This is a genomic window from Streptomyces sp. NPDC001493, from assembly GCF_053597235.1.
Genome location: NZ_JBSFHV010000001.1, coordinates 407,876 through 433,529, shown reverse-complemented (window position 1 = coordinate 433,529; position 25,654 = coordinate 407,876). Strand labels below are relative to the sequence as shown.

The following is a 25,654-nucleotide window of genomic DNA, read 5'->3' as shown; positions in this document are numbered from 1 at the left end:
CCGGCAGGTGCTCCCGGCCTCGCCCCCGGGTCCGGGGTGAGGCCGACGTGGGGATGTAACGGGAGACACATGGGTGGCCGCTTCGGGTCCGACGAGGTGTTCCTCGCCGATTCCGGAGTTCGGGGTCGCGAGGAGGCGAGCGGGCGCAGCGCGACGTCGAGCCGGCGGAAGCGGGATCCGGCCGTCGAGCCGGTCGGCGCGGGAATGCCGATGCGGGCGTGGATGTCGAGGATGACACCGATGGTCGGCAAGCGGCCTCCTCGCACCGGTGCGGCGCGCACCCGGCCCTCGCAGGACGACCGCGCACTTTTTGTGCGCGGTCGTCGCCACTCACCGCTCCAGTTCCTGCCATTCCGGAGCAAGGACGGCCCAGAGCTGTTTGTCGTGGCGCACGCCCTCGTACGGCCACGCCTCGCGGCGTACACCCTCCAGGGACATACCGAGCCGCTTGGCCACCGCCGAGCTGCGGTCGTTGTCGGCCCGGCAGTGCCACTCGGCCCGGTGCAGCCCCCGGGTCGAGAACGCCCAGTCCAGCAGGGTGCCGCACGCCTGAGTGATCAGCCCGTGGCCCTCGGCGGAAGGCTCCAGCCAGCATCCGATCTCGCACGAGCCGAAGGAGGCGTCGAAATCCGTGAACATCACGCCGCCGACCAGGACTTCACTCCGCCAGATGCCGTACAGGCGGGCCCCGTCGTCGGCCTTGCGCCGGGCATACCGCTGAAGCGTTGCCCGCGCCCCGTCCACGTCGCCGGTGAGGAACGCGGGCCCGACCCACGGCCGGATGTGCTCGCGGGCCCGGTCCAGATGGGCGGCGAACTCCTCCGCGTGCCAGACCTCCAGCTCCCCGAGGCGAACGCCTTCGCGCAGCAGCAGCGTGAACATGGGCACCTCCATTTACATAACAAGCGTTATGGCAATGTACCGTGTCGTCATGCCACGCACCAAGGGAGATCACGAGGCCCGTCGACGCGACGTCTCCGCGGCAGTCTGGAAGGTCATGGCCACGCGCGGCTTCGCCGGCCTGACCCTGCGCGCCGTCGCCACCGAACTCGGCGCCACCACCGGCCTGCTCACGCACTACTTCCCGACCAAGCAGGCTTTGGTCGAGTACGCCCTGGAGCTGCTCGAGCAGCGCACCGCCTCCCGCCCCCGCCGTGAGGCGAGTGAGGGTCTGGCCGCTTTCAGGGCCGCACTCCTCGACATCCTGCCGCTGACCCCGGCGTCCACCGAGAGCAACCGGATCTGGGTCTCATCCTGGGATGCCGCGCTTTCCGACTCCGACCTGAGCACCGCGTACGCCCGCAAGTACGCCCGGAGCCGGGACAGGTTGAGCGACCAGGTGGCCGCGGCCCAAGAGCTCGGCGAGCTGCCCCGCGACGACCCCGCCCGCATCGCCGCCGCAGCCCAGTCCTTCGTACTCGGCCTGGTGGTCCAGGCGCTGTTCGCTCCGGCGGCGTTCCCGCCAGAGCGTCAGATCGCCCTCCTGGACGGCCACCTGGCCGATCTGACGGCGCGCGCCAACTCCACGCGATGAAGCGGCGACGCCGCGAACCGGGCACCTGCCCGGCGTGAAGGCGTACGGCCCTTGTCGGGAGAGGAGTCACTAACGGTCGGGACACGACAGTGATACGCGGCGGAAACCAGCCGTCCCTAATTTCTATCACTCGACAGAAATTCGCAGGACTTGCCTCCGCGACAGGGGACCCGCCATGACCGTGACCACCGATCCCGCTCCCCCGTCCGGTGCGACGGCCGTGGACCCGCCGGACGGCTCCCTCACCTCGTTCGGCTACCCGCAGGAACTGCGGCGCCGCATGGGGAGGTACGCGTCCTTCGCCGCCGGGTTCTCCTTCATCTCCGTACTGACCACGGTCTTCCAGTTCTTCCCGCTGGGCTACTCCTTCGGCGGTCCGCTCTTCTTCTGGACCTGGCCCGCCGTCCTGATCGGCCAGTTCCTCGTCGCCGCCTGCTTCGCCGAACTCGCCGCCCGGATGCCCATTTCGGGAGCCGTCTACCAGTGGGCCAGCAGGCTCGGCACCCCGTCCTTCGGCTGGTACGCGGGCTGGATCATGGTGGTCGGGCGGGTCGTGGTCGTGGCGGCCGCCGCTCTCGCACTGCAAGTGGTCCTGCCCGCCGTCTGGCCCGGCTTCCAGCTGGTCGGGGGCGATCCGTCACCCACGACGACCAGTGGTGCCACGAACGCCGCCCTCCTCGGGCTCGTCCTGCTCGTGTTCACCACCCTCCTCAACGTCACCGACAACCGGGCGCTCTCCGCCGTCAACTCGATCGGCGTCACCGCCGAGATCGCCGGCATCGCCCTGATCGTCACCCTCCTCGCCACTCACGCGGAACGCGGTCCGGCGGTCACTCTGCACACCGGAGGCGAAGGCGGCCTGATCACGGCGCTGCTCGTCGGCTCGTTCACCGCCGCGTACGTCCTCATCGGGTTCGAGAGCGCGAGCGAGATGAGCGAGGAGACCGTCAACCCGCGGCGCACCGCGCCCCGTACGACGCTCACCGCCCTCACCACCTCCGGAGTCTGCGGCGGGCTCCTGCTGCTGGGCGGGCTGCTCGCCGCACCCTCCCTCACCGACGGACGCCTCGCGACCGGGGGCCTGGGGTACGTGCTCACCAGCACGCTCGGCGACGGCTTCGGCAGGGTGCTGCTCTGCGACGTGGCCGTGGCCATCTGCGCGGCGACCCTGGCCATCCAGACGTCGGCGACACGCATGCTCTATTCCATGGCCCGCGACGGCGTCCTCCCGTACTCGGCACGGCTGGCGCGGGTGCCGCGCAGGACCGGGATGCCCGGGACGGCCGCGACGGTGGTCGGTGTCGGAGCAGGGGTGTTGCTGCTGCTCAACCTCGCGTCGCCGCAGGCGTTTCTGGCCATCGGCACGAGCTGCATCGCGATGGTGTATCTGGCGTACGCGATGGTCACCGGGCCGATGCTGTTCAGGCGGCTGAGGGGCGAGTGGCCGCCCGCGGACGACGGCCGGAGCGACGAGCTCGGCCGGCCCCTGTTCTCCCTCGGCCGCTGGGGACTTCCCGTCAACGCCGTCGCGTTCGGTTACGGGCTCCTCATGACGGTCAACCTCGCCTGGCCGCGCACCGCGGTGTACGACCCCGCCGGCGGCCACTGGTACTTCCGGTGGTTCACCGTCCTGGTTCTCGGCGTGACCGTCGCGGCCGGCGCTGGTTACCGTAGCCGCCGTCGGACCGGGGCGGAACGCAGAACGCGGGGCGGGACCGGAGCCGTTCGAGCCACTCGGTCCTGAGGGATCGGGCGGTCGAACGACGAGGCAGGGGCGGGCGGTCCCCCCGCCCGAACCCTCAGTCCCGCGCCGCGAGGAGCCGTTGCCCCTCGCGGCGCAGCCGTGCCAGGGAACTCTGCGGTACGCCGGCCACCCGCAGTGCGGCGTCCGCCGTCGCCACCGCCAGGGCCAGCGGGTCGCGGTCGGGGTCGGATTCAGCGCGCCGGATGAGGATCACGCTTTCGGTGAGGCCGAAGACGAGGTCCGTGTGCAGGGCCAGGGCCGTCGGGCCGAGGGATGCACCGGCTTCGGTAGCGGCCAGCAATTCGTCGTAGCAGGACTTGAGTTCGGCCCGGACCCGGTGGAAGTCGGCGAAGCGGCCCGTCTGCGCCTCCGGCAGCAGGTACAGCGCACCGAGGTTGTGGGGGCCGCCGCACAGCAGCGCCGCGTCGGAGTGGCACAGGGCCCACAACCGCGCCTCGGGGGCAGCCTCCGTGCGGGACACGAGGCCGCGCGCCACTTCGAGGGAGGGACGGACGGTCCCTTCGAGCAGCTCCGCGAGGATCGCTTCCTTGCCGTCGAAGTAGTGGTAGAGGGATGCCTGGCGCAGGCCGGCCCGTTCGGCGATCGTCCGGGTGGATGTCGCGGTGTAACCGCGGGTGGTGAACAGGTCGGCTGCCGCGGCGAGGACTTCGTCGCGCGGCTCGAGACCGCTGGAAGGACGCTCCTGGATCCGCGGGCGGCCGACTCTTCTGCTGGTGGGCGTGCTCACTCCACGATCCTCGCACAGAGCCGGTGGCCGACTCGGGGCCGATCCCCCCGGTGAGTTCGCGGAAACCGGCCAGAAACGCACGCGCAACGGCCTCGAAGCGCCCGCTGCCTAATTTCTATCAAGCGACAGAAATTAGCCCCCGACCGGAGGTCGACCCATGACGACACCGTCAGCGACAGCATCGGCGCACGGCGCACGTGACCACGCCCGTGCCCAGGCAGGCAGGGAGACCGACGCCATGCCCGTCCTGCCCGCGAGCAGTTGGCCCGAGCCGCCCCGGGGCGTGGCCTCCGAGGACGTCGTATGGGCCGAGACCGTGGCGGGCGGCAACTACACCCACAAGGTCCTCGCCCGGGGCACCGAACTGCGACTGACCGACATGACCGGCGACGCCTGCGCCCACCTCCTCCTCCACAGCGCCGACCGCCCCTGGGAGCGGCTGAACACGGCCGACACGGTCAAGGTGCTCTGGAACGCGTACCTGGGCGAGGGCCGGCTGCTCCTCTCCGACCAGGGCCGGGTGCTCGCCTCCGTCGTCGAGGACACGTCCGGCCGTCACGACGCGCTGACCGGGACCTCCACCCTCGCGCGGAACACCGCGCGCTACGGGGACGGCACCTGCCAGTCCGCCTCTCCGGCGGGCCGCGAGCTGTTCAAGCTCGCCGCCCTCAAGAACGGCCTGACCCCCCGCGACCTTCCCCCTTCCGTCTCCTTCTTCCAGGGCGTCCGGATCGCGGAGGACGGCGCGACCGAGTTCACCGGCTCGGCCGGTCCCGCCACGCGCGTCACCCTCCGCGCCGAGCAGGACGTCGTCGTCCTCCTCGCCAACGTCCCCCACCCGCTGGACCCGCGTCCTGTGTACACCTGCGGAAATCTCGGGGTTCTCGCGTACCGGTCCCGTGCCACGGCGCCCGACGACCCGTTGTGGAACGCCACCCCCGAAGGCCGCCGCGCGTACCTGAACACCGCCGACCACCTCACCGCCCGGAGGACCGCATGACCACCGTCGCTCCCGCCGCCCGCGTCGTCCGCGACGACACCGTGCCCGCCCGCGCCGCATGGTCGGCGATCGTCCGCAGGGGCCAATGGCTGACCGTCACCGATCTGTACGGCAACCAGGCCGCGGACTTCCTCCTCTACGACGCCCACGACACTTCCGTCCGATACAGCGTCCCCGACACCGTCCAGGCGCAGGGCAACGTCTTCCTGACCACGGGCTCCGTGCTGATGTCCAACGAACACACCCCGCTGATGACGGTCGTCGAGGACACTTGCGGACGGCACGACACCCTCGGCGGCGCCTGCTCCAAGGAGTCCAACACCCTCCGCTACGGCCACCACACCTGGTCCCAGCACGCCTGCGTGGAGAACTTCCTCGCCGAGGGCGTCCGGCACGGTCTCGGCAAGCCGGACCTCGTCTCCAACATCAACTGGTTCATGAACGTGCCGGTCGAGGAGGACGGCACGCTCGGCATCGTCGACGGCCTCTCGGCGCCGGGTCTGAAGGTCGTACTCCGCGCCGAGACCGACGTCCTCGCCCTGCTGTCCAACTGCCCGCAGATCAACAACCCCTGCAACGGGTTCGATCCCACACCCCTGCGCCTGACGATCACCGAGCCCGCCCGGAACGACGAGGACCGCACCCGATGACGTTCGACACCCTGCTGGTGGCCAACCGCGGCGAGATCGCCGCCCGCATCATCCGCACCGCCCGCAAGCTCGGCCTGCGTACCGTCGCCGTCTACTCCGACCCCGACCGCGGCGCCGCACACGTACGCCTGGCCGACGACGCGGTGCGGCTGGGCCCGGCCCCCGCCAAGGAGTCGTACCTGGACGTAGACCTGGTCCTCAAGGCCGCACAGGACACCGGCGCCGGTGCCGTCCACCCCGGCTACGGGTTCCTGTCCGAGGACGAGGGGTTCGCACGCCGCTGCGCCGACGCGGGCATCGCCTTCGTCGGTCCCACGCCCGAACAACTCAAGCTGTTCGGCGCCAAGCACACCGCCCGCGCCGCCGCACGGGCGGCGGGCGTGCCCCTCGCTCCCGGCACCGGTCTCCTCCCGGACGTCACGGCGGCCCTCGCGGCGGCCGAGGAGATCGGATACCCGGTGATGCTCAAGGCCACCGGCGGCGGTGGCGGCATCGGCATGCAGGCCTGTCACGGCACGGCGGACCTCGCGGACGCGTGGGAGCGCGTGCAGCGCGTGGCCGCGGCCTCCTTCTCCTCGGCCGGGGTCTTTCTGGAGCGGCTGGTCGAACGCGCGCGTCACGTCGAGGTACAGGTCTTCGGCGACGGTCTCGGCAAGGTCGTCACCTTCGGCGACCGCGACTGCTCCCTCCAGCGGCGCAACCAGAAGGTGGTGGAGGAGGCACCGGCTCCCCGGCTTCCCGACCACGTACGCCGAGACCTCGCCCGCTCCGCCAGGGAGCTGTGCGCGTCCGTGGACTACCGGTCCGCCGGAACCGTCGAATTCGTGTACGACGCCGTCCGCGAGGAGGCCTACTTCCTGGAGGTCAACACCCGGCTCCAGGTCGAGCACCCGGTCACCGAGGCGATCTACGGCGTCGACCTCGTCGAGTGGATGCTGCGCCTCGCGCAGGGGGAAACCGCCGTCGTCACCGAGCCCCCCACCCCCGCCGGACACGCCGTCGAGGCCCGTCTCTACGCCGAGGACCCGTCCCGCGACCATCGCCCGAGCGCCGGCCTGCTGACCCGCGTCGCCTTCCCCGAGGGCGTCCGCGTCGATGGATGGGTCGAAACGGGCACGGAGGTCACCACCGCGTACGACCCGATGCTTGCCAAGATCATCGCGCACGGCGCCGACCGCGCCGAGGCGCTCGACCGGCTCGACGCCGCGCTCGACGCGACCCGCGTCGACGGCATCGAGACCAACCTCGGCCTGGTCCGCGCGGCGCTCCGGCACGCCGACGTGCGCGGAGCCACCCACTCCACGGCCTCGCTCGCGGACGTCACCGACCCGACCCCGCGCATCGAGGTCGTCACGCCGGGCACCCTGACGACCGTGCAGGACTGGCCGGGACGCACCGGTTACTGGCAGGTCGGTATTCCGCCGGGCGGGCCGATGGACGACCTGTCCTTCCGGCTCGGCAACACCGCACTCGGCAACGACGAGGGTGCACCGGGGCTCGAATGCACCCTCCAGGGCCCCTCGCTGAGGTTCACCCACCCGACGACGCTCTGTGTCACCGGTGCCCCGGCCCGGGTGACGGTCGACGGCACCCCGGTGCCGCAGTGGGAGCCCGTCACCGTGGGGGCGGGGCAGGTGCTCGCCGTCGGGGCCCCCGCCGAGCAGGGCCTCCGCACGTACGTGCTGTTCGCCGGGGGCCTGGACGTCCCCGAGTTCCTGGGCAGTGCGGCCACCTTCACCCTCGGCAGGTTCGGCGGACACGGCGGACGTGCCCTGCGCGCGGGTGACGTCCTGCACGGGGGCGAGGCCCGTCCGGAGACCTTCTCCGTCCCACTCGACGCGCGCCCGGTCTTCAGCGGACAGTGGCGGGTCGGCGCGGTCGAAGGGCCGCACGCCGCACCCGAATTCTTCACCGAGGACGACATCCGCGACTTCTACACCGCGGACTGGAAAGTGCACTTCAACTCCGCCCGCACCGGAGTCCGCCTGATCGGCCCCAAGCCGCGCTGGGCCCGGACGGACGGCGGCGAAGCGGGACTGCATCCGTCGAACATCCACGACACGCCCTACTCCGTCGGCGCCGTCGACTACACGGGGGACATGCCCGTCCTCCTCGGCCCGGACGGTCCGTCTCTCGGCGGTTTCGTCTGTCCGGCCACCGTCGTCAGCGGTCAGCGGTGGAAGCTGGGCCAGCTCCGCCCCGGCGACACGGTCCGGTTCGTGCCGGTGACCGCGGAGGCTGCCACGCGCCTGCGGAAGGCACCCGCGGCCGAACCCCACGCCGACCGGGACGCCGTCGTCGACGGCGGCATCCTCGCCCGTCTGGAGGAGACGACGGTCCGTCCGTCGGTCACCTACCGACGCAGCGGTGACGACAACCTCCTGGTCGAGTACGGGCCCATGCAGCTGGACCTGGCCCTCCGCATGCGGGTGCACGCGCTGGCGGAGGCGCTGGCCGCACGCGCCCTCCCCGGCGTCGTCGACCTCACGCCGGGCATCCGCTCGCTCCAGATCCAGACCGACCCCGACGTGCTGCCGCAGCGGGAACTCCTCAGCACCGTGATGCGCGTGGAGGAGGACCTGCCCGCCACCGACGAGCTGGTGGTCCCCAGCCGGACGGTGCACCTGCCGCTCTCCTGGGACGACCCGGCGACCCGCGAGGCCATCGACCGCTACGTCGCGGGCGTACGCGACGACGCCCCGTGGTGCCCGTCGAACATCGAGTTCATACGCCGCGTCAACGGCCTGGACACACAGGCCGACGTGTACCGCACGGTCTTCGACGCCGAGTACCTCGTCCTCGGGCTCGGCGACGTCTACCTCGGTGCGCCCGTCGCCACGCCGCTGGACCCGCGGCACCGGCTGATCACCACCAAGTACAACCCGGCCCGGACCTGGACGGCGGAGAACTCGGTCGGCATCGGAGGCGCGTATCTGTGCGTCTACGGCATGGAGGGCCCCGGCGGCTACCAGTTCGTCGGCCGCACCACCCAGGTCTGGTCGGGCTGGCAACAGCGCGGCGGATTCGAACCGGACAAACCGTGGCTGATGCGCTTCTTCGACCGCGTCAAGTGGTATCCGGTGAGCGCCGACGAACTCCTCGAGCTCCGCGCCGACATCATCTCCGGCCGTTTCGTGCCGAAGACGGAGGACGGCACCTTCTCGCTCGCCGCGTACCAGCAGTTCCTGGCCGACAACGCCGAGTCGATCGCCGCCTTCCGCAACCGGCAGAACACGGCGTTCGGTGCCGAGCGCGATGCCTGGGAGGCGGCCGGCGAGTTCGCCCGTGCCGAGGCCGCCACCGAGAACGCCCCGGTGACCACCGACATCGAGGTGCCCATGGGCGGCCACCTGGTCGAGGCCGAATTCCCCGCCTGCGTATGGCAGGTGAACGTCGAGGTCGGCGACCGGGTCTCGGCGGGCCAGCAGTTGATCGCCCTGGAGGCGATGAAGATGGAGGCCCCCGTGAAGGCCCCGGCCGACGGAATCGTCGCGGAGGTCCTGATCAGGACCGGCAGCCAGGTGGAGGCGGGCAGCGCGCTCCTCGTCCTCGCTCCCGTCGAGACCGCGGAGGTGTACGCGTGACCAGCACCGTGGAGAGAGTGCGCGCCGCGTACACCAGGATCGAGGAGGTGGACCGGCCCGAGGTGTGGATCGGTCTCCGGCCCCGCGAGGATGTGGAGACGGAGGCGGCCCGGGTCGACGAGCGGGTCGCCGCCGGTGAACGGCTGCCGCTCGCCGGAACGGTGTTCGCGGTCAAGGGGAACATCGACGTGGCCGGGCTGCCGACCACCGCCGGCTGCCCCTCGTACGCGTACGAGCCGAAGGCCGACGCCCCCGTGGTGGCGCGACTGCGGGCGGCGGGCGCCGTGTGCCTCGGCACCACGAACCTCGACCAGTTCGCGACCGGCCTGGTCGGCACGCGCAGCCCGTACGGGCCGGTCCGTAACGCCGTGGACCCGAGTTACGTCTCGGGCGGTTCCTCGTCCGGATCGGCGGTAGCGGTAGCCCTCGGCATCGTGGACTTCGCGCTCGGCACGGACACGGCGGGCTCGGGCCGGGTTCCGGCCGCGTTCAACGGCATCGTCGGCCTCAAGCCGACGCGTGGCCTGGTTCCGGCGTCGGGCGTCGTTCCCGCCTGCGCCTCGCTCGACTGTGTGACCGTCTTCGCCCGGACTCTTCCGGAGGCCGAGCAGGCACTGTCCTTCATGGCCGCACCGCAGGCACGCGAGCTCCCCGCCCTGGAGCAGCGACGCCCCGGCCCGTGGCGGATCGCGGTCCCGCGTCCCGGGCAGCTCGGCGAGCTGGACCAAGGCTGGGCCGAGGCGTTCGCGTCGGCCGCGACCCGGATGGCCGACGCGGGCGCCGAACTCCTGGAGATCGACCTGACGCCGTTCACCGAAGCGGCCGCCATGCTGTACGAGGGAGCGTTCGTCGCCGAGCGCTACAGAGCCGTCGGCGGCTTCGTCGACGCCCACTGGGGTGCGCCGGACCTCGATCCGACCGTGGCCGGGATCATTTCGCGCGCCGGAGAGATCCCGGCCCACCGGCTCTGCACCGATCTCGACAGCCTGTCCGTCCTCCGCCGCGGTGCGCTTGCCTCGCTCGGCGACGCGGACGCACTTCTCCTGCCGACGACACCCGGGCACCCGACCCTCTCGGAGGTGGCGGCCGACCCCGTGGGCGCGAACGCCCGGCTCGGCCGGTTCACGAACTCGACCAACCTCTTCGACCTCGCGGCGGTCGCCGTTCCGGCGGGCGAGGTGAACGGGCTCCCGTTCGGTGTGATGCTGATCGGCCCCGCGTTCACCGACGAGCGGCTCGTCCGCATCGCCGGCCTGCTCGCCGCCCCTCCTCCGCACCTCGCGGTGGTCGGCGCGCACCTGTCCGGACAGCCTCTGAACGGAGAGCTGCTGGCCCTCGGCGCCCGGTTCGTACGCACCACCACCACGGCACCCGACTACCGGCTGTACGCCCTCGACACGTCGCCGCCCAAGCCCGGTCTGGTCCGTGCCGGCGGGGAAGGTGCCGCCATCGAGGCCGAGGTGTGGCGGCTCCCGGCCGCAGGGCTCGGCACGCTCCTCGCGGCGCTCCCCCGCCCCATGGCCCTCGGTACGGTGGAGCTTGCGGACGGCACCTGCGTGACGGGCTTCCTCTGTGAGCCCGAAGCACTCGACGGCGCCCGCGACATCACCGCACACGGCGGCTGGCGCGCGGCCCTCCCGACGCTCTCGGTCCCGCGGCACACCGAGGACACGACGTCGGCGTGCGGACGGTCGACACCGGTGCCCACCACGACCGCCTCGGCGCCCCCGACGTCGCCCTGAGCATCGGGGGGTCGGCCCGCGCCGGCACGGCGGACCGCCACGACCGGAGTGCTCCGACGCGAAGCCCCCGCCGGCAGGGTGTGTCCCGCCGGCGACAGACACATGGGCGCCGCTTCGCGCCGGCAAGGCAGCCGTCCTCCGGCGTTCGGCGGTTCCGGACGACCCCATGGTCCGGAGCCGCCGCGTGACGAGCCCCAGATCGTGGACGCTGCGCACGACTGTGTCGCGTTCCGACATCGGTACTCCTTGCTGCGGGAGAGCCCAAGTGGTTCAGGGGCCTGCTCCCACGGTCGCCGCGGGGAGACCGGTGCACCACAGAGGCGCCGCATTCGGGCCGGAGGCCGGTTCCGTCACGCTTGCGGACGGCAGCAGAGGGTCAGTGGACGCCCGCGTGGCGGCGGGATGAGGCCCCGCCGGTCCGCGGTCGGCCCACCGGACCGGTGAGGGTCACCCTGCCATCGGAGGGTTGATGGTCCATGTCAGGAGTACACGGTGCGATGAGCTTGTTGGTACGGGTGTGCCCAGTGTGCGAGGAGAGGAGGCCGGAAAGGTGGTTGGCATCGACTTCCCGGGCGGGCTGCGGGCGGACGGCCTGCCGGCCGCCTTGTCGGATCCGTCGCGTCTGGCCGCGGTGGAGGGCACCGCTCTGCTGGACACCGGGCCCGAGGCGGTCTTCGAGGACCTTGCCGCGCTCGCCGCGAGAATCACCGGGGCGGGGCGGGCGTTCGTGACCCTGGTCGACGCGGACCGCTCCTTCTGGAAGGCATGCTTCGGCGTCGATGCCGACGCGATGTCCGACCGGCAGAACCCGGTGAAGGAGAGCTTCTGCTACTTCCTGGTCGGGCTGGAGGGGCAGCCTTTCATCGTCGATGACGCCGCCACCGACCCGCGCACCGCCGACCACCCCTCGGTGGGCCCGATGAACATCGGCGCTTGGGCCGGCTACCCCCTGCTCGACCCCGACGGACGCGTGCTGGGCAGCTTCTGCGTCATCGACGACTCTCCCCGCACCTGGTCTCCGGCCGACCTGGCCGCCCTGGCGACCCTGGCCCGCTCGGTGGCGGCGGAGATCCACCTGCGCCAGAGCTTGACCGCGGCAAAAGCCGCCCACCAGCGCTCCGCCGATCTCGCCCGTAGCCTGCAGGCCGGGCTTCTCCCTCCGCGGCTGCGCACGATCCCCGGCGCGGAGGCGGCCGCCTCCTACCTGCCGGCCTCCAACCGCCACCGCACCGACATCGAGGTCGGCGGCGACTTCTACGACCTCTTCCACACCCAGGGTCCGAATTACGCCGCCGTTCTCGGTGACGTGTGCGGCAAGGGCATCAAGGCCGCCCAGGTCAGCTCGATGGCCCGATACACGATCCGCGCCGACGCCGACGAGGCCGGCTCCCCGGCCGACCGGCTCGCCCGCCTCAACATCGCTCTGCTCGCCCAGGACGCCCCCCGCTTCCTGACCGCCGTCTACGCGACCTTCCAGCCCTCCGCAAAGGGCCTGTCCGGCACCATCGCCCTGGCCGGGCATCCCCCGGCACTGATCCGGCGCGCCGACGGCCGTGTCGAGCGAGTCGGGGTCCCAGGGACCCTGCTGGGGATCATGGAAGCCCTGAGTCTGACCGACGTGCCCTTCCACCTCCACCCCGCCGACCTGCTCCTGCTCTTCACGGACGGCGCCACCGAAGCCCGCCCCCGCCCCGGGACCTCCCCCGACGACGCCCGGACCATCTTTTCCGAGGACGACCTGGCCAAGGCCCTGGCCGCCAGCCACACCATGGACGCCGTCGCCACCATCACCCACCTCACCGGCATCCTCGACGCCCACCACAGTGGTTGGGCAAGCGACGACACCGCCCTGCTCGCCCTGCGCGCCACCACGTCGGCCTGACCGCGCCACGACGGCCCGGGCACCTGAAGGCCCGGTCCGTGGACGACTCGCGCAGGCCGATGGAGTCGTGGGTCCACACATAGGTGGCGGGCAGCTTCATCAGCGCGGCCGGCCGCGCACCGGACCGACCGAACCGGATCAGGCTGCCCGCGTCGGTCCGAGGCAGGGTCCGGACCGAGACCCGGAGCCGCCTGCCGGCCACCCTCACCGTGCCACCGAGCCCCCTCGCACTCCTCTCGTCCCACGGGTAGGGGCGACCGTTGTGCCGTGGGTCACGTTCGCGCGTGGCGGGGTGTGCCCCTGCTGTGCGGGTCGGGCATTCTCTCCCGGCGGCCGTACGAAGGGGTACGGCCCCGGTGACCGGCTGGGGGAGAGATGTCGCGACACGCGGGCAGGGAGCAGGGGCGGGGAACGGACCGGGGGCGGGGCGTGATCGAGGGGGCGTTCGCACTCCTTGAGGCGTTGCGCAGGTGCGGCGGGGAGGCAGGGCTCACCGAGATCGCCGCGGCCTGTGCCCTCCCCAAGGGGAGCGCGCACCGGCTGCTGGAGCAGTTGCTGCTGGTGGGCGCGGTGGAGCGGCGGGGCAGCCGCTATCGCGTCGGCTCTCAGCTCTACCGGCTCGGGCAGACGTGGGAGCCACACCCGGGCCTGCGGGTGGCGGCCCGTCACCCGCTGCACCGGCTGCGGGCGGCGACCGGGGCGAGCGCGCTGCTGACCGTCCTGCACGACGGCCTGGCTCTCACCGTGGCGTCCGTGCCGGGCGAGGTGGAACCGCTGGTGCCGGTGCGGAACGGGATGAGCTTCCAGCTGGACACCGCGGCCGGCCAGGTGTTGAGCGATCGGGGCCCAGCCGGCTGCGGGGGCCGACTGCCGGGGGCGGTGCTCGAGTGCGCGGAGGTGGTGGACGGGGTGTGCTGCGCGGCACTGCCCGTGCGGGGGCGCGACGACCGGACCATCGCCGCGATCGCCGTCATGACATTGTCCGCGCGGGGGCTGCAGCGGGCGGCGCAGGAGGCGGCGCGGGCGGGCGCGGCCGTCACGGCGGCCCTCGTCCGGGCCGGCTCGTCCTCGCCCTGCCTGCCTCCCGTCCTGCACTACTGACCCACCGTCAGCTCTGTGCTCGTGGCGTCGCCGGCTCTTCTCCGCGCGCCCGTTCCGCTCAGCGGAACGCGCGTAGAACGGCGGGCAGCGGTCCGGCAGTCTGTTCTTCGAGCCGGTCGGGGGACCGGCGAAAACCGAGACTACGGGGGACAACATGACCGTCCGACGACTGACCGCCTTCGCCCTCACGGGCGCGCTGGGCCTCACCTCGCTGGTGGGCGCCGCGGGCGCCGCACAGGCCGATCCGGTCGACTACGTGCAGATCCAGCTCGTCGACCTGTACTGCGGCGATGAGAGCGAGGGCGACCACGACGAGGCCTACCTCAACATCGCGGCGAACGGCGGCAAGGCCGTGAGGCTCTGGCCCGCCAACGCGTCGTACCAGACCATGGGCACCGGCTACCGCCGCGCCCTGGACGGGAGCAACGGCAACGCGCTGCTGATCCTCGGCAAGACCGAGTCCCGCACGCTCTCGCTGTGGGACTACGACAGCACCAGCGGCGACGACCGGCTCGGCTCGGTGACCGTCACGGGCAACGAGTTCGGCGCGGAGACGCAGTACCGGGTGCTGGAAGGCTCCGGTGGCGTCTACACCATCGCCTACCGGGTCGTCGACATCTGATCCGCCCCTCCTGCCGCGGTCCGACCGGTCCGGTCGGACCGCGGCAGGAGCACGGACGCGGGCCTGCCGACGGTGAACCACACCGCCGGCAGAAGCCGGGCGAGCAGCGGAAAATCCAACGACGCCTCTCCCCCGAGCATGGTCCGCCGCCGCTCCGTCGCCTTCGGGCAGCTGCCCCTCTTGCCCGGGCACGCGGCTGTGACTGGACCTGCTCGGTACCGGGGCCCGGCCGCCAAGCTCCCTGAACCCGGTGGTCGAGGGGAGGGCCGAGGAATCGCGCTCGGCCGCGATGGCGGGTGAGGCGGCTTCCCGGGGGTACGCGTGCCGAGCGACGCAGGGTGGACCGGCGCGCCGTGAGGGAGAGTCAGCTGATGGAATTCGACGAAGACGCCGCCCTGGACACCTCCGAGGTCCAGGACAACCGGGGCGGAGCTCTGAGCGGGATCCCCGGTGGCGGGAAGACCGTGGGCGGTGGGGTGGTCGGTCTGCTGGTGCTGATCGCGTCGGTGGTATTGGGGGTGGACCCCGGCCTGCTCGGCTCGGACCCCGCCACCGAAGCCGGCGGATCCGGTGGTACCGGTGCCGCCGATCTGGCAGCGGACTGCCGGACGGGTGCCGACGCCAACACGAAGGACGACTGCCGGATCGTGGCCGTGGTCGACAGCCTCCAGGCATTCTGGAAGCAGACCGAGTCGGCGGCCGGGAAGTCCTACACGCAGGCCCCGACCTGGCTGTTCACCAACAGTGTGAGCACCGGCTGCGGCAACGCGACGTCCGAGGTGGGCCCCTTCTACTGCTCCGCCGACGACAAGGTCTACCTCGACCTGGGCTTCTTCGACGAACTCACCGGCAAGTTCGGCGCCAAGGGTGGCCCCTTCGCCGAGGCGTACGTCGTCGCGCACGAGTACGGGCACCACATACAGGACCTCAACGGCACCATCTCCCGCGGCAGCGGCCAGGGCCGGGACAGCGGCTCGGTGAAGCTGGAACTCCAGGCGGACTGCCTCGCCGGAGTCTGGGCCCACCACGCGACCACGACTCCCGACCCGAAGAGCGGCAAGCCCCTGATCACCGAACTCACGGAGTCGGACATCGATCAAGGACTGGACGCGGCCGCCGCCGTGGGCGACGACCGTATCCAGGAGAAGTACCAGGGCAGCGTCACGCCGGACACCTGGACGCACGGCTCTGCGGCGCAACGTCAGAAGTGGTTCACCACCGGCTACCGGTCCGGGAAAGTCGACACCTGCGACACGTTCGCCTGAATCGAGGCCGGGGCGCGTGCGACGCCGCATCTTCGAGGCGGAGCCCGAATCGGCCACGTGCGTCACGAGCATCGTCGGGATCGAGCGCTCCGACCGGCGGACGGGCTGGAGCGTCGATGCGGTCCCGCCCGCGATGGGCGCCGGTCGCGGCTGACGCCGCGAACGCCGTCCCGGTGCGGCTCCTCGCCGGGTGCGGTCGCTACGAGCGGGGGCCGCACCCGGGCGGAGTGCAGGCGGAGTTGCCCCGGCCGGGCTTCCGCGCAGCATCCGTCCTCGCCGCATCCTTCTCCGCCTTCTTGGCCTGGCCCGGCGGCAGATGCGGGGCGTCGGACGCCGCGCCCCGCCCCGCCGTGGCCACGGGACCGGTCGAACTGGGCGGTTGCGGCCGCGCAGCCCCGGAAGCGTCCGGCTGTGCGCCGGAGGCCGCGCCCGAACCCGGAGAGGACGCGGCCGGGGACGTTCCCCGCGCTATAACCGCAGGGGCGGCGGTGCCCGGCCTGCCCGCGGCAGGGTCGCCGTCCCGCTTGCCCCCGGGGGTGCGGGACGCGGTGGAGGCGCCGCGGCCCTCGCCGGGCGGGGTCGAGGCGTCGGTGACGGCGAAGGCGGTCATTGTGACGGCGGCCAGCACGACGGACGCTCCGGCGAACAGAAGCCGTCCCCGCGCGGGCAGCGCCCGGCGCGCGGGCCGCGCCTCGGCCGGCGCCGGGCTCCGATGCGTGTGCCCCGCCGTGCGCGGCGCGCTCTGCCCGGCCGCGACGGGGCTCGTGGCGTTCGCCGTCGGTAGGAGAGCCGTACGGTCCTCGTCGGCCAGCGCGGTCAGGACGCGGGCACACCCACCGGCCGTGGGCCGGTCCTGCTCGTCCAGGCTGGTCATGTCCCGTATCAGCGAGGCCAGTCGGTCGGGCAGGCCGGGGGGCAGCACGGGTGCCCGGTGCAGCCGCGCGATCGCGGCCTCCACGGGGATACCGTCGTACTCCAGCCTGCCGGTGAGGCACTCGAGGAGTACAAGGCCGAGCGCGTACACGTCGGCGGCCCGGCCTACGGGGCGGCCGAGGACCTGCTCCGGGGCGAGGTAGGCGGCGGTGCCGACGAGGGCGCCGGCGGTGGTGCGGGAGGGGTCGTCCAGCATCCGCGAGATGCCGAAGTCGATGAGGTGCGGGCGGCAGGCAGCGTCCAGGACGATGTTGGACGGCTTGACGTCGCGGTGGACGATGCCCGTCTCGTGCGCGTGGTCCAGCGCCTGGGCGACGCCCGCGCCGAGGGCGGCGGTCGCGGCGGGGAGCAGCGGCCCTTCGGCGATGCGCTTGAGCAGGTTGTCGCCCTCGACCAACCGCATGACCAGGAAAGGGCGTCCGTCGTGCTGTCCGGTGTCGTAGGCGGTGACGAGGCCGGGGTGGTCCAGTCGGGCCAGCATGACCGCCTCGTTGTGCAGGCTCACCTCGAAGTCGACGCCCGCGTCCTGCCGGAAGACCTTGACCGCCACCGGCCGGCGCAGCCGCAGGTCGAACCCGCGGTGCACGTGCGCCGCGCCGCCCGAGCCGAGGAGCCCGTCCAAGCGGTACCGGCCGCCCACGATCTCGGCAGTGCCCAGGGACGCGGCGCTCTGCGCGAAGTCCTGAAGCCTCATTCCCTCTCCCACTGTCGAGGGCGGGTGCCCTGACCGAGCCGTTCCCGGCGCGCTTCGGGACGCGGGTACCCCGGTGTGGCGGGAGTACCCCCTCGCTGATGATCCGGCAGTCCTGATCCGCTCGGTCGTACGTGCGGCGACCGTATGCGTGGGGCGCCCCGTGCTGATCACTCTCGGCGGCGGCCACCGGCCACGGGGAACGAAGCCCGTGCGGTGCGCCGCAGGGCGGAGGAGGTAGTCGACGCGAAGCGACGGCGAAGCCGCGAGGTGCGGCACAGAGCCCCGCGAGCCCAGCATGCTTCAAACGGGGCCTCAGATACTGCGGACCGCGTTCGCAAGAATCGCGTCCCGTACGAACAGCGCCAGGCCAGGCCTGACCGCGTCGTAATAGGACGTGAAGCGCTTGTCCGCAACGTACATCTCGCCCAGACACGTGTGCATCTCGTGCGAGCAGGTGTAGCAGTTGCGGTCGATCCAATTCCGGTGCTCCTCCGCCAGTTCCATGGCCTGCTCGGAGTCAGCCGCCGCGTCCTCGCCGAGCAGCGCGGCAAACCGTTGGCGGAGGTCGTCCGTCTCGTCGCGCAGCCGCTTCCAATCCTTCTTGGTGTGCGAGGCCGTCATGCGGGCGGACTCCCTGTAGGCGCTCGTGTGGGCCCAGCGTCGCTCGACCTCCGGCATGTACCGCTCGGGGTCATGGTCCCCGAAGACCTCAAATCGCTCCTCGGGCGAGAGGTTGATGCCCATCTTGTTCGCCTCCATGGCGTGTTCGACGGCCGTGGCCATTTGTTGGAGCCGGGCGATCCGGCCGGTCAGCAGGACATGCTGCCGACGCAGGTGCTCCCGCGAATCCGATTCCGGATCGTCCAACAGGACCGCGACCTCTCTGAGGGGAAAGCCGAGCTCCCGGTAGAACAGGATCCGTTGCAGCCGGTCGAGATCGGCTTCGCTGTACCGCCGGTGGCCCGCGCTGCTGCGGCCTCCCGGGCTGAGCAGCCGGATCTCTTCGTAGTGGTGCAGAGTTCGCACCGTGACCCCAGCGAATCCGGCGACCTGTCCCACGGAGTAGCCCACGCTCCCGCCCTCTCTTCTGCACACGCCCCCACTGTGAGGCCTCACGCCGCGTGAGGTTCAAGTGGTGGCCACGTCCGTGATCACTGGCTTTGTCGATGAGAATGGGGTTCTGGCACACATTCCGTGAGGACGATCACCGGCGTTCTGCCACGGTGACGTCGCGTCATCTGAGATCGTGGTGCGGTGTGATGCCCTCATAAGGGTGCTGTTTCCGCAGTTCAGGGCGGTCTTGGTGGAGCGGGTGTTCACCGAGTGTGGTGTGGTGCACATCGTTGCGAGAACCCTCGATGGCACGGCTTCGATGCCGGACTGCGAGCTTCCGTCGAGTCATGTACACAGCTGCTACGAACGCCGGCTTGCCGACACTCCGGTCGGTGACCAGCCGGTGGTAATCGCACTGACCGTGCGGCGGCTGTACTGCGATAACGCCTTGTGCGGGCGCCGTAGGTTCGTTGAACAGGTCGCAGGTCTGACGTTCAGGTACGGGAGAAGGACTCTGGCCTCGCGTCGAGTCTTGACGGCCGTTGCAGTTGCCCGCGCAGGCCGGGCCGGGGCCCGTCTGGCAGCAGTCCTGCAGACGAGGGCGAGCCGGACAACGCTGCTGCGGGCGATCATGGCCGTACCTGATCCTCTCTGGGCCGTTCCCACGGTGTTGGGTGTCGATGACTTCGCCACCCGTCGAGGCCACCATTACGGCACTGTCCTCATCGACTGCGAGACCGGCCGGCTTCTGGATCTGCTGGCGGGCCGAGACGCCTCCACCCTCGCGGGCTGGCTGCGCGAGCATCCCGGCGCCGAGATCATCTACCGTGACCGGGCCAGCTCGTACGCCGACGGCGCCCGGACCGGTGCGCGAAACGCGATCCAAGTGGCCGACCGCTTCCACCTCTGGCAGAACCTCGGCACCGCCGTCGAAGCCATCATCAGGCTCCACAGCACGTGCCTCAAGACGGCTTTCACCAGTTCAGAAGGCCCTACGAGCGATGGCCCGCGGGTGGTGACGAACTCCAGCATCGTTGATCGTCCTCACGGAATGTGTGCCAGAACCCCATTCTCATGAACAAAGCCAGTGATCACCTTGGCTGCCGACCGTGCACGATCTCGGTGAGAAGTGCGGCGAAGCCCTTCCAGCGGATGATGTGCACGTGGCGGACCCCCAGGTTCCGAGATCGTCAGGAGGACAGCCTCGGGCGGCTGTCCTCCGGAAGGCGCAGCGCACGGCCGGGGGAGCCGACGTCCCGGTCCCCGATGCCGAGGAGGACCCGTTCGTGCCCGGCGCGGAGCGCGACGCCGTCTCCGCGAGCCACGATCACCGAAGAGGCGCAGCGGGCCGCGACGCCGAGGCTGACCGATCCCGGAAGGACCGCTGCGGGCTGCCCGGGAACCAGCGACCGCCGACGCCGCCGTCCTTCGCTCGGCAGGGCCCCTGCCGCGTCGTCCGCGACGGCTTCGGTGGACACGCTCAGGTCGGGGACAGTCGCCCCACCCCCTCGGCAGCGGGTGCGACGATGCTCACGGCGAGTACCCCGGTCCGCCGGCGGACCGGTGCCGGGCGACGGCGTCGTTCTCCCGTACCGCTCCCGCATATCGAGGCATACACCACTCTCGGCGGACCCGTGTGTCGCCCGGCCTCGTCAGCCGCCCGGTCCATCGCCGTGAACCGGCGCCAGTCGGGCGTGACGGCAGGATTTGCAGGGCTTTCCAGGTCCGGACCCGGGCCGGCTCCCGGGCGAAGGATCCCTACCGCGCCGCGGACGCGACGCCCTCTCCCGCCGATGCGTTCCCGTACCGCCGGCCGGACACGTTTGCGCCAGCCCGCTTCAACGGCGGCCGCTACCCCCGGTAGGTCTCCAGCAGCCGCAGCCACACCTCGCTGATGGTCGGGTACGAGGGGACGGCGTGCCAGAGGCGCGCGAGGGGTACTTCGCCCGCCACCGCGACGGTGGCCGAGTGGATGAGCTCGCCGACGCCCGGGCCGACGAAGGTGACGCCGAGGAGGGTCTCGCGGTCCAGGTCGACGATCATGCGGGCGTGGCCCCGGTAGCCGGAGGCGTACAGGGTCGCGCCCGAGACCGAGCCGAGGTCGTAGTCGACGGCCCGGACGCGGAAGCCGGCGCGTTCGGCCTCGGCGAGGGTGAGGCCGACCGAGGCGGCCTCCGGGTCGGTGAAGACGACCTGGGGGACGGCGGCGTGGTCGGCGGTGGCCGCGTGGGCGCCCCAGCTGCTGGTCTCCAGGGTCGCGGTGCCCTGGGCCCGGGCGGCGATCGCGGCGCCCGCGATCCGGGCCTGGTACTTGCCCTGGTGGGTGAGGAGTGCGCGGTGGTTGACGTCTCCGACCGCGTAGAGCCAGTCGCTGCCCTCCACCCGGCAGCTGTCGTCCACCGTCAGCCAGCTGCCGGGTTCCTGGCCCACCGTCTCCAGGCCGAGGTCGTCCGTTCGGGGGGCGCGTCCGGTGGCGAAGAGGATCTCGTCGGCTTCGATCCGGTCGCCGTCGTCCAGCTCGACGGTGACCGGTCCGTCGGGGGCGGGCCGGTGGAGGGCGGTGGCCGAGACGCCGTACCGGATGTGCGCACCGGCCTCGGTGAGCGCCTCGGCGACCAGTTCACCGGCGAAGGGCTCCATCTTCGGCAGGAGTCCGCCACCGCGGATGAGCAGCGTCACCCGGGCGCCCAGGCCCTGCCAGACGGTGGCCATCTCCACGCCGACGACTCCGCCGCCGACGACGACGAGCCGGCCGGGCACGCTCTTCGCGCTGGTCGCCTCGCGGCTGGTCCAGGGGTTGGCCTCGGCGACCCCGGGCAGGTCGGGGACGACGGCGCGGCTTCCGGTGCAGACGGCCACGGCGTGCCGCGCGGTCAGGGTACGGACCGTGCCGTCCGGCGCGGTGACGGAGACCTGCTTCTCGCCGGTCAGCCGCCCCTTGCCGCGGAAGACGTCGGCGCCGACGCTCTCCAGCCACTCCACCTGTCCGTCGTCCTTCCAGTGGGAGGTGAACCCGTCGCGGTTGGCGAGGACGGCGTCGGCGTCCAGGGGTCCCTGTACGGCGGCTTCGAGCCCCGGCACCCTGCGCGCCTCGGCCCGGGCGACGACGGGGCGCAGCAGTGCCTTGCTGGGCATGCAGGCCCAGTACGAGCATTCGCCGCCGACGAGTTCGGCCTCCACGACGGCGGTGCTCAGGCCCGCAGCTCTGGTCCGGTCGGCCACGTTCTCGCCCACCGGCCCCGCTCCGATGACCACGACGTCGTACTCGGCACTGCTCGCAGCTTCGTTCATGGGCACAGTCTGTCCGGGCGTGTGCCGTACGGCCACAGGGGCAGGCGGAATAGTGCACGGATGGTCACGGTTGAGCCGGACAGATCCCCACCGGGACGAGAAGCCGGCACAGGAAGAGGTAGCAGAGAATGAGCACCGTAGAGCTCACCAAGGACAACTTCGACCAGGTCGTCAGCGACAACGAGTTCGTCCTGATCGACTTCTGGGCTTCCTGGTGCGGTCCCTGCCGCCAGTTCGCCCCGGTCTACGACTCCGCGTCGGAGCGGCACCCCGATCTGGTCTTCGCGAAGGTCGACACCGAGGCGCAGCAGGAGCTGGCGGCGGCCTTCGAGATCCGGTCGATCCCCACGCTGATGATCGTCCGCGACAACGTGGCCGTGTTCGCGCAGCCGGGCGCGCTGCCGGAGGCCGCGCTGGAGGACATCATCGGGCAGGCGCGGAACCTCGACATGGACGAGGTGCGCAAGTCGGTGGAGGAGCAGAAGAAGCAGCAGGCGCAGGGCCAGAAGCAGGCGTAGCGCCCCGGAGCGGAGGCTCCTGGCGGCGCGCCCCTCGAGGCCCCGGGTGGAGTGCATCGGTGTGTGCCGGTGTGCTCCGGCCGGGGCCTCGTGCGTGGCCGGACCGCCGGGCGGGTCTTCCGCCGGGAGGCCGAGGCCTCAGGTGCCCGCCTGGCCCGCGGCCGGGCCGTCTCCCGGTGCGGGGGTGCGGTCCGCGACGCGCACCGAGAGGCCGTAGTCGATCTCGGCGCCGTCGATCAGCAGCGCTTCGACCGTCCGCGTGGCCGGGTCGATGTCGGCCTCGATGCCGTCTCCGGCGTACCGGGGGTAGCCGGACGCGCCGGTGGCACCGGTGGCCTCCACGATTCCGGACCGGATGGCGCTGCCGGGCCGCGGTGGGTCGTCCCGTTCGTTCTCCCCCCTCTTCACCGGTCCCGGTTTGTCGGCGCCGGAGGCGTCGGCGTACTCGGGTACCAGCAGGATCTCGTAGCTCTGCGGATGGCTCATGGGCCGACGCTAAGGGCTGTCCGGCGGTGGCCGGTGGACCGGCGCGCGCCGTCAGGTCGAGTCGCGGGGCACCGCCACGGCCCGCAGGAGTTCGTGGTGCTCCGGTTCGCCGCCGGGGTGCTGGACGAGTCGGTCGATGAGTTCCGCGAGCGGCTGTCCGGTGGCGAGCGCCATCCGTACGGTGCTCAGCCGTGGGCGGAGCAGCCTTCCGAGCATCAGGTCGTCGGCTCCGATCACGGCGGCCTCGGCGGGCACCAGGATCCCCGCGTCCTGGAAGGCCCGCATCAGCAGCATCGCGTACTCGTCGTTGTAGGCGAAGGCGGAGTCCAGGCCGAGGTCGCGCCAGCGGGAGGCCAGGCGGGCGGCGGCCCCCTCGTCGTACGCCAGGACGAGTTCCTCGATCCGCGCTCCGGCCGGTCGCGCCACCCGCCGTACGCCTTCGAGGCGCGGGACGGCGAAGGGGACGGTGGCCTTCTCCTCGGGCATGACCACGCCGATCCGCCGGTAGCCCCGCTCCAGCAGGTGGGCCGCGGCGCGGCTGCCGACCTCGCGTTGGTCCAGTACCAGGCCGTGCGCTCCCTCGACCGGGTGCGGGCCCAGGGTGATGACGGCCTTGGCGCCGGAGCGGTGGAGGACGGCGATGCCGTAGGCGGTGAGGGCCAGCCCGGCCGGTGCGACGACGGCCACGGGGCGGAGTTCCGCCCAGGCCCGTGCGGCCTCGTCCGCGCCCAGGCCGGCGCTGCCGTACTGGACCACGGTGTAGTCGAGTCCGCGCAGGCCTGCCTGCAGTTCCTGCAGGAAGTGGCGGTAGAGGGGGCCCTCGGGGAGGTGCCCGGTGGGCAGCAGCACCATACGGGTGTGTCCGGCGCGCAGGCTCCTCGCCGCGGCGTGGGGCACGTAGCCGAGATCTCGGGCCGCTTCCCGCACCCGGCGGCGGGTGGGTTCGCTGATCCGCATGGTGGGGTTGTTGTTGAGTACGTACGACACGGTGGCCCGGGAGACGCCCGCCAGCCGCGCCACGTCGGCGCTCGTGGGGACGGGAGATTCCGAGGGCTGCTTGGGTAACTGGCTCATGGCGACGGGCAGTCTTGCAGACGTACCGGAGGGGGTCGCGTCCCGGGGCACCCCGAAACACTCCGGCCGCGCACGGGGGCGTGCGTACGCTCCCGTCGTGCGCCTCCCGCGCCGCCCCACGCAGGGCCTTCGCGCCGCCTTACCGCCCCGGCTCGGCTCGGCGTCCCGTGCGCCGCCGGTCGCGGTCCGCGGCCGATGTCGGGCCATGGGAGTGATTGTCCTACGGTGTGTTGATGACTTATCAGAATGGCATGCCCGAGACCGACTTCCGCCCCGTCTCCCCCGGCCGCACCGGCCCCTCCGCGACCGCCGAGGCGGATCCGCGCGAGGTGGGCCCGGTCCGCACCTCGTACGCCCCCGACCGCGACGGCGACCCCGACCCGGGTGAGATCGTCTGGACCTGGGTGCCGTTCGAGGAGAACGACGGCCGGGGCAAGGACCGGCCGGTGCTCGTCGTGGCGCGGGAACAGGCCGGCACCCTGCTCGCGGTGCAGCTCTCCAGCAAGCAGCACGATCTGGACCGGGAGTGGGTGGCACTGGGAGCGGGGCCGTGGGACAGCTCGGGCCGGGCCTCCTGGGTCGATCTGGACCGGGTGCTCAGGGTGCACGAGGACGGGATGCGGCGCGAAGCCTGCGCGCTGGACTTCGAACGGTTCCAGCGCGTCGTGGAGCGGCTCCGGGAGCGCTACGGCTGGAGCTGAGCCGGGTCCGCCGGACCCCGGAGACGCGACGCAGCGTCCCCGGGGTCCGGCGCGGCGCTCGCCGGGAAGCGGTCGGCGAACGCCGCTCGGGTGGCGGAGGCGGGCGCACGGTCGAGGATGCCGAAGACGACCTGGTCGAAGTGGCCGGCGAAGCGCCCGCCGTCCGTGAGCAGCCCCCCGAAGGCATCCGCGACCTGCGCGGGACTGTTCTGGAAGACCCCGCAGCCCCAGGCGCCCAGGACGAGCCGGCGGTATCCGCAGGCGGCGGCGGTCTCCAGCACCCGTTCGGCGCGGCTCGCCAGGGCGGTGGGGACGCGGTGCGCCTCGTCGGGGGTCTGCCGCCGGATCACGCCCGCGTTGGGCGCGGGTGAGGTGAGGAAGCCCACGAGGTACGGGGTGTCGAGCAGTGCGCCGCGGTCGTCGCGGAAGACCGGGACACCGGGTGAGTGGATGACCCGGTCCGAGTAGAACGCGCTGCGGTGCGCACGGTGGTGGGCGTAGTACTCGGGGGCGCGCAGCAGGGTCGCGTGGAGCGCGGAACCGCGGCAGAGGTCCTCTTCCTGCGCCCGTGCGCCGTTCAGGTATCCGCCGCCCGGATTGCGGGCCGAGGCGTAGCTGAGCACGGCGATCCGGCCCGGCCCCTCCTCACTCATCCGGCGGGCGGCCCGCAGGCTGCTCTCGCCCGTCACCTCGAAGGCGGTCGCGCGGTCGGAGTCGAGCACGGGGACCGCCACCGGGCCCGGTCCGTACAGCCTGGTCCCGGCGAGGGCGGCGGCCGTGGGGCCTCCGATGGAGACCTCACGACCGCCGGACGTGCGGTAACGGCCCTCGTGGACGATGGCCTCGGTCTCGCGCGCCAGAGCGCGCATCCGTGCGCTCACGAGCGCTCCCCCCAGCGGTCCCCCGAACAGTGCATAGCGCACATGTTCGACGCCGGGTGAACTCCTCGCAACGTCTTTTCGCCGGGGCGGGGCGCCCTTGTGCGATCGGTCGGCAGGGGTTTGGGTGGAAGGGAGGCATCGGAAGAGGAGG

The 25,654-nt window shown here is 72.0% G+C and carries 22 protein-coding genes; 13 read left to right on the top strand and 9 right to left on the bottom strand.

Annotated features, from left to right (window positions below; genetic code table 11):
- Positions 1–330: 330 nt before the first annotated feature.
- Positions 331–882, bottom strand: a complete 552-nt coding sequence (locus ACWCWD_RS01785; protein WP_450769406.1) for a GNAT family N-acetyltransferase — start codon at positions 880–882, stop codon at positions 331–333.
- 49 nt (positions 883–931) lie between these two features.
- On the opposite strand from ACWCWD_RS01785, the gene ACWCWD_RS01780 reads away from it, so the two are divergent.
- Positions 932–1,534, top strand: coding sequence for a TetR/AcrR family transcriptional regulator (locus ACWCWD_RS01780; protein ID WP_450769404.1), 603 nt, complete (start codon positions 932–934; stop codon positions 1,532–1,534).
- A 175-nt stretch (positions 1,535–1,709) separates the two neighbouring features.
- The gene (locus ACWCWD_RS01775; RefSeq protein WP_450769402.1) at positions 1,710–3,278 is read left to right on the top strand and encodes an amino acid permease; all 1,569 of its coding nucleotides are present in this window, start codon (positions 1,710–1,712) and stop codon (positions 3,276–3,278) included.
- A 55-nt stretch (positions 3,279–3,333) separates the two neighbouring features.
- Here the strand turns inward: ACWCWD_RS01775 and ACWCWD_RS01770 are convergent, their stop codons facing one another.
- Positions 3,334–4,026 (bottom strand): TetR/AcrR family transcriptional regulator, encoded by a 693-nt coding sequence (locus ACWCWD_RS01770; protein ID WP_450769401.1) that lies wholly within the window; start codon positions 4,024–4,026, stop codon positions 3,334–3,336.
- Positions 4,027–4,183: 157 nt separating this feature from the next.
- Between ACWCWD_RS01770 and ACWCWD_RS01765 the strand changes: the two genes are divergently transcribed.
- The 8 genes from ACWCWD_RS01765 to ypfJ all read left to right on the top strand — a co-directional run bounded on the left by ACWCWD_RS01765 (position 4,184) and on the right by ypfJ (position 15,872).
- Complete coding sequence (locus tag ACWCWD_RS01765) at positions 4,184–5,026, top strand: urea amidolyase associated protein UAAP1 (protein ID WP_450769399.1); 843 nt, start codon at positions 4,184–4,186, stop codon at positions 5,024–5,026.
- Positions 5,023–5,676, top strand: a complete 654-nt coding sequence (locus ACWCWD_RS01760) for an urea amidolyase associated protein UAAP2 (protein ID WP_450769398.1) — start codon at positions 5,023–5,025, stop codon at positions 5,674–5,676. The genes ACWCWD_RS01765 and ACWCWD_RS01760 overlap by 4 nt, the downstream gene beginning before the upstream one ends.
- Positions 5,673–9,260 carry an urea carboxylase gene (gene uca / locus ACWCWD_RS01755; RefSeq protein WP_450769396.1) on the top strand — a complete coding sequence of 1,196 codons (3,588 nt, stop codon included), beginning with the start codon at positions 5,673–5,675 and terminating at the stop codon, positions 9,258–9,260. The genes ACWCWD_RS01760 and uca overlap by 4 nt, the downstream gene beginning before the upstream one ends.
- On the top strand, positions 9,257–11,002 hold the full coding sequence (gene atzF, locus ACWCWD_RS01750) for an allophanate hydrolase (RefSeq protein ID WP_450769395.1): 1,746 nt from the start codon (positions 9,257–9,259) through the stop codon (positions 11,000–11,002). Before uca ends, atzF begins: the two co-directional genes overlap by 4 nt.
- A gap of 559 nt (positions 11,003–11,561) precedes the next feature.
- Entirely contained in the window at positions 11,562–12,884 is a 1,323-nt protein-coding gene (locus tag ACWCWD_RS01745) for a PP2C family protein-serine/threonine phosphatase (RefSeq protein ID WP_450769670.1), read from the top strand.
- A gap of 375 nt (positions 12,885–13,259) precedes the next feature.
- Entirely contained in the window at positions 13,260–13,985 is a 726-nt protein-coding gene (locus ACWCWD_RS01740; RefSeq protein ID WP_450769393.1) for an IclR family transcriptional regulator, read from the top strand.
- Between the two features lie 154 nt (positions 13,986–14,139).
- Positions 14,140–14,607, top strand: coding sequence for a hypothetical protein (locus tag ACWCWD_RS01735; RefSeq protein ID WP_450769391.1), 468 nt, complete (start codon positions 14,140–14,142; stop codon positions 14,605–14,607).
- 371 nt (positions 14,608–14,978) lie between these two features.
- Positions 14,979–15,872, top strand: a complete 894-nt coding sequence (gene ypfJ / locus ACWCWD_RS01730) for a KPN_02809 family neutral zinc metallopeptidase (protein ID WP_450769390.1) — start codon at positions 14,979–14,981, stop codon at positions 15,870–15,872.
- Positions 15,873–16,071: 199 nt separating this feature from the next.
- Here ypfJ and ACWCWD_RS01725 read toward each other — a convergent pair whose 3' ends face one another.
- Together ACWCWD_RS01725 and ACWCWD_RS01720 are read right to left on the bottom strand one after the other, a co-directional pair.
- On the bottom strand, positions 16,072–17,499 hold the full coding sequence (locus tag ACWCWD_RS01725) for a protein kinase domain-containing protein (protein WP_450769388.1): 1,428 nt from the start codon (positions 17,497–17,499) through the stop codon (positions 16,072–16,074).
- A gap of 312 nt (positions 17,500–17,811) precedes the next feature.
- Positions 17,812–18,570 carry a MerR family transcriptional regulator gene (locus ACWCWD_RS01720; RefSeq protein WP_450769386.1) on the bottom strand — a complete coding sequence of 253 codons (759 nt, stop codon included), beginning with the start codon at positions 18,568–18,570 and terminating at the stop codon, positions 17,812–17,814.
- Between the two features lie 202 nt (positions 18,571–18,772).
- Between ACWCWD_RS01720 and ACWCWD_RS01715 the strand changes: the two genes are divergently transcribed.
- Positions 18,773–19,630: an ISL3 family transposase gene (locus ACWCWD_RS01715; protein WP_450769384.1), complete on the top strand. Its 858-nt coding sequence runs from the start codon at positions 18,773–18,775 to the stop codon at positions 19,628–19,630.
- A 112-nt stretch (positions 19,631–19,742) separates the two neighbouring features.
- On the opposite strand, the gene ACWCWD_RS01710 is transcribed toward ACWCWD_RS01715, so the two are convergent.
- A complete protein-coding gene (locus ACWCWD_RS01710; RefSeq protein ID WP_450769382.1) occupies positions 19,743–20,030 on the bottom strand; it encodes a hypothetical protein in 288 nt (95 codons plus the stop codon).
- A gap of 373 nt (positions 20,031–20,403) precedes the next feature.
- A complete protein-coding gene (locus ACWCWD_RS01705; protein WP_450769381.1) occupies positions 20,404–21,843 on the bottom strand; it encodes a dihydrolipoyl dehydrogenase family protein in 1,440 nt (479 codons plus the stop codon).
- A gap of 128 nt (positions 21,844–21,971) precedes the next feature.
- On the opposite strand from ACWCWD_RS01705, the gene trxA reads away from it, so the two are divergent.
- Entirely contained in the window at positions 21,972–22,361 is a 390-nt protein-coding gene (gene trxA, locus ACWCWD_RS01700) for a thioredoxin (protein ID WP_450769379.1), read from the top strand.
- 138 nt (positions 22,362–22,499) lie between these two features.
- Here trxA and ACWCWD_RS01695 read toward each other — a convergent pair whose 3' ends face one another.
- Positions 22,500–22,847 (bottom strand): hypothetical protein, encoded by a 348-nt coding sequence (locus ACWCWD_RS01695; protein WP_450769377.1) that lies wholly within the window; start codon positions 22,845–22,847, stop codon positions 22,500–22,502.
- Positions 22,848–22,898: 51 nt separating this feature from the next.
- The gene (locus tag ACWCWD_RS01690; RefSeq protein WP_450769375.1) at positions 22,899–23,921 is read right to left on the bottom strand and encodes a LacI family DNA-binding transcriptional regulator; all 1,023 of its coding nucleotides are present in this window, start codon (positions 23,919–23,921) and stop codon (positions 22,899–22,901) included.
- A gap of 233 nt (positions 23,922–24,154) precedes the next feature.
- On the opposite strand from ACWCWD_RS01690, the gene ACWCWD_RS01685 reads away from it, so the two are divergent.
- A complete protein-coding gene (locus ACWCWD_RS01685; RefSeq protein ID WP_450769374.1) occupies positions 24,155–24,622 on the top strand; it encodes a type II toxin-antitoxin system PemK/MazF family toxin in 468 nt (155 codons plus the stop codon).
- On the opposite strand, the gene ACWCWD_RS01680 is transcribed toward ACWCWD_RS01685, so the two are convergent.
- Positions 24,607–25,503 carry a TIGR02452 family protein gene (locus tag ACWCWD_RS01680; protein WP_450769372.1) on the bottom strand — a complete coding sequence of 299 codons (897 nt, stop codon included), beginning with the start codon at positions 25,501–25,503 and terminating at the stop codon, positions 24,607–24,609. The genes ACWCWD_RS01685 and ACWCWD_RS01680 overlap by 16 nt on opposite strands.
- Positions 25,504–25,654: the final 151 nt, after the last annotated feature.